This window comes from Asticcacaulis benevestitus DSM 16100 = ATCC BAA-896 (genome assembly GCF_000376105.1).
Classification (GTDB): domain Bacteria; phylum Pseudomonadota; class Alphaproteobacteria; order Caulobacterales; family Caulobacteraceae; genus Asticcacaulis; species Asticcacaulis benevestitus.
In genome coordinates this window covers 1-3641 of the sequence record NZ_AQWM01000077.1, presented here as the reverse complement: position 1 = coordinate 3641, position 3641 = coordinate 1, and the positions used below count along the sequence as shown (strand labels likewise).

General features: G+C 53.0%; 6 protein-coding genes and 1 pseudogene. 1 reads left to right on the top strand and 6 read right to left on the bottom strand.

Annotation, left to right across the window (positions count from 1 at the left end; translation table 11 throughout):
* Positions 1-260: 260 nt before the first annotated feature.
* From B060_RS27530 to B060_RS0123320, 6 genes and pseudogenes are all read right to left on the bottom strand, one after another.
* A pseudogene (locus B060_RS27530) lies at positions 261-389 on the bottom strand (IS3 family transposase); the annotation flags it as partial.
* A gap of 6 nt (positions 390-395) precedes the next feature.
* Positions 396-917 (bottom strand): hypothetical protein, encoded by a 522-nt coding sequence (locus tag B060_RS0123335; protein WP_018084198.1) that lies wholly within the window; start codon positions 915-917, stop codon positions 396-398.
* Between the two features lie 446 nt (positions 918-1363).
* A complete protein-coding gene (locus B060_RS26950) occupies positions 1364-1567 on the bottom strand; it encodes a type II toxin-antitoxin system RelE/ParE family toxin (RefSeq protein WP_236621699.1) in 204 nt (67 codons plus the stop codon).
* Positions 1551-1850 (bottom strand): type II toxin-antitoxin system RelB/DinJ family antitoxin, encoded by a 300-nt coding sequence (locus tag B060_RS0123330; protein WP_018084197.1) that lies wholly within the window; start codon positions 1848-1850, stop codon positions 1551-1553. Before B060_RS0123330 ends, B060_RS26950 begins: the two co-directional genes overlap by 17 nt.
* Positions 1851-2138: 288 nt before the next feature.
* Positions 2139-2330 carry a hypothetical protein gene (locus B060_RS0123325; protein WP_018084196.1) on the bottom strand — a complete coding sequence of 64 codons (192 nt, stop codon included), beginning with the start codon at positions 2328-2330 and terminating at the stop codon, positions 2139-2141.
* 3 nt (positions 2331-2333) lie between these two features.
* Positions 2334-2621, bottom strand: coding sequence for a hypothetical protein (locus B060_RS0123320; RefSeq protein WP_018084195.1), 288 nt, complete (start codon positions 2619-2621; stop codon positions 2334-2336).
* Positions 2622-2673: 52 nt separating this feature from the next.
* Between B060_RS0123320 and B060_RS0123315 the strand changes: the two genes are divergently transcribed.
* Entirely contained in the window at positions 2674-3126 is a 453-nt protein-coding gene (locus B060_RS0123315) for an SMI1/KNR4 family protein (protein WP_018084194.1), read from the top strand.
* Positions 3127-3641: the final 515 nt, after the last annotated feature.

Here is a 3641-nt window from a genome sequence, read left to right as displayed (position 1 = left end):
CGTCATTCGATTCAGTCGATGGAGCCATCTCCAGTTTGAATCATAACCGCGAGTCCCTGCCAAGCCCCCTTGCACGCCAATTTGCCCCGGTTACCTCGAACAGGTGATCTTCAAAATATTGGGTAGCGATTACCAACGCTACCATTGAGATAATACGCGGCTGCGCAAAGCAGAGAAAACTCGACGGAGATCGTCCCATCGGGCTTGGCGTTGAGGTAGACTGAACCGCCCCGGGTTTGCCGGAGGCCAGTTTATAAAAGTTACGCGGCCATCTCTTCGGTGTCGAGAGCGGCATTGTACATTTGCTCAGCCTCAGCCGGCGGTATATTACCTATAGGCTCAAGAAGCCTTCGGTTATTGAACCAGTCAACCCATTCGAGAGTGGCAAACTAGCTTTAGATATCGAGCCGTTGGCGACTAGGTTTCGGAGTGTCAGCGAATCTGTATTTGGGCAGGATATGGCTTCCGTCATTGACGACGTAACGCAACCGCTCTGCAAGCCAGGCTTCCGCTTTTGGCCAGTCCTTGAAGCTTACCGGAAGCCGCACGAGGTGCATAAGCTGGTGATCGTAGAGGTCAACGTGCTGAAAGGGAATGAGGACTACAGAAACGATCATCTGTCCAAAGCCGGCCAAATTGGAGATCGGGATCGTCTTTTTTATGAAGAGACCGCGATAGACGATGTTCTCGCTTTCGATGCTCCAATGCACATTTTGGATGCCAATCCCAGCCACCATGAGACCGATCAGGAAAACAGCAATGGCGGCAGCGGACCAAAGCTCGGACGGAATTTGGTTCTCTGGGTGTGTGTAGATGCCGTAGATCATGGCGACCAATGCGCCCGCAGCACCTAAGCAAACAAGCCATCCGAGTGTGCGTTTGCCGAAGCCAGCCTTAAATACAAGATCGTTCTGCATAGATGGCACCTATAGAATTCGCTGTGGCTGGGCGTGGTGTTGGCCGAGGAACGGGACCCTTGCACCGGGATCATCAAGTCGCGATGTCGATGCAATTTTGGCTCGCGGTCGCGTTCATATTCGGTATTATACAAATAAGACTGCTTAGCGAGCTTGAGCGTCAAAAGCAACCTGAGACCAAATCACCCATCCCAGACACTCCGGTGTGCAAAAACAGGCGACGCTAGCGCGACGGACCGTTCCGACGCGGGTCCCCCCACCGGGGGGTTGAGGGTCCGTCGGAACCGCGTTGACCTGCTTCCTGAAATTCGAGGCCATTTAAAACTAGAATTCCAAATTTACGCTGACCTAGAATTGGGCTAACGCTTCGCTGATGGCCATTGTTGCGCGGCGTGCAATACACGAAGAATGATAACTGTGCGGACATTCTCGGTGTACACGACGATTTAAGTCGGCCGAATGACGATCTCGCGTGTGCCCGGCACGCGACCGAGCCTGTAAACCTTCGGTCTCGACGGCAGTTTGGCTGCCTTCATTTCTATTTCGTCTTTTAGCCGTTGTGCTGAGTCAGGGCTTTCATCCGAGATGTAATCAACAATTGCAAGCAAGTCTCGGCGGGCGGCTTCGCGCCATTCAAGCGCGAGGGGCACGGCGCTTCTGGTCGATCAAGGTTTGAACATCATCCATCACTTGCTTATGGGGAAGCGTCGGCCGGGTGTCATCCAGCGCCTCTTTGACCATGGCGCGAAACCAGGTGTCATAGGATTCTGAAGGCGCAGTCAGGCCCGCGGGTAGTCCACCCTCCCTCGCTATCCGGGTTATCAATATCCGCACAGCATCCGACACAGTAAGCCCAAGGCCGGAAGGCTTTTCCGCGGCCAGCGTTTTGACTTCGTCGTCTAACCGGACGTGCAGCATTGACGTTTGCACCATGAAAAATTTTCTTCAGGTTGAATCACCCAGGCCAATGTATCTCTTTTGAGATACAGGCAATGAATTTCTTGATTGGAAAATATGGATGTTCAGGATAGATTCATGATGTGGGACAAATCGCCGCGAAAAGTCTGCAGGCGGCTTTAGACTTGTCAGCCGATGTCGGTTGAAGATCTTGCTCACTCCGCGCTGTAGTCCACGGCTTAGGCGGCTTCGACCGGCCGAAGCAGGGGCCTGGATGGCTGGCCCCAAAGTGACCAGCCTTTACTTCGCTGTTGCGACGGCCGATCATGCAGCTCTGACAGTCGTCAGGAACTTATCCATTTCCTGATGCAGGCGCTCGGCTTGTGGGGCCAATTCACCGGAGGCACTCAAACCTTGCGCTGGGGCATCGCCGGTTTGTTCAGCCGCCTGAGCCACACCGGTGATGTTGGATGTGCCAATGGAGGCCTGGGTAACTGCCTGGACTTTCAGGTTCAAACGTCAGCCCGCCCTTACAGTTGCAAGGAATTTGTCCATTTCAAAGTGGAGGCGCTCCGCCTGCGTAGCCAACTCGGAAGAAGAGCTTTGCACCTGAACAGCGGCCTCGCCCGTTTGTTCGGCGGCTTGGGCAACGCCTGACATATTAGATGTGACTTCTTGCGTACCCACAGATGCCTGATTAACAGCTTGTACGACTTCCTGCGTGGCAGCCATTTGCTGATCGACGGCAGAGGCAATAGCGGAGCTTGTCTGGCTTATATTCTGGATCGTGCCAGTGATATGCTGCATAGCCGCTGCCGCACGGACAAACTATAAGCTGAACCATCCGTAGAGGTTAAATATGTCGTTTGCTGCATTATCAGAACTTATTGACAACTACCCCGCCCCGAAGGAGGTTGGACAGGGTGCGACCCAAGAGGAAGTAACGCAGTTTGAAGAAACAGTTGATGTATCGATTAGAGGTGATTTTGCTAAATTTCTCCTTCGATATGGCTGGATCGATCTCGCCTACACAGAGATTTATGGGCTGGGATCAGACATTTCGCCTGCGTTGGAGTTAACTAAGATCACTCTTTCCGAACGAACGGAGATGTATCCTGCTCTCTTAAAGCATCTGATACCGGTCTATAATGACGGAGCAGGAAATTTGTATTGCATCAATACCATTTCCGAGGGAGAGCCGCCGATAGTGTTTTGGAATCACGAGCTTGGGATGGATCAGAAGCCTCGACAAATTAGTAGTTCCTTTTCCGAATGGCTCTGTCAGCATATATCGGAAATGACTGATGTATGAAGATTGCCAAGAACATCTTGGTCTTGGGTTCGACGTAGCAGCTCAAAAAAATCCCTTTATGGGCCGGGTGCCGTCGACGGAGATTTATTGAAGCTAGCGATAACGGCTTACTCGACTTCAGCCTGTAGCCTAGTCTTGGAAACAGTCTTCAGATTTGGTGAGAGCTGGCTCAGTTCGTTTGGACACGCAGCGGGCCGAGATAAGTGGAGCCTGCCAGCTTCTGTTGTTTCCAGAGTTGTCCACGGCGGCGGTCGGTCGTCGCCTTCACGACGAAAGACCGCCGCGGTGGGCAACTCTCACGCGCTGCACGTCGTGCAATTCCTTTAAGCCGCCTCCGCCATGTTTGGCAAGCCTGAGAAGTAGACCTGGTCCGGCGTTCGGCCTTTATGGACCGAATGCGGGCGCCTGGCATTGTAGAAGGTGTAGTTGCCCCCTAATTCCCGGACAGGATCAGGTTTTCGATTGCATGGCTCTGAACTCTCTCGGTGAGAGATAGCGCAAAGCCTTGTGGGGGT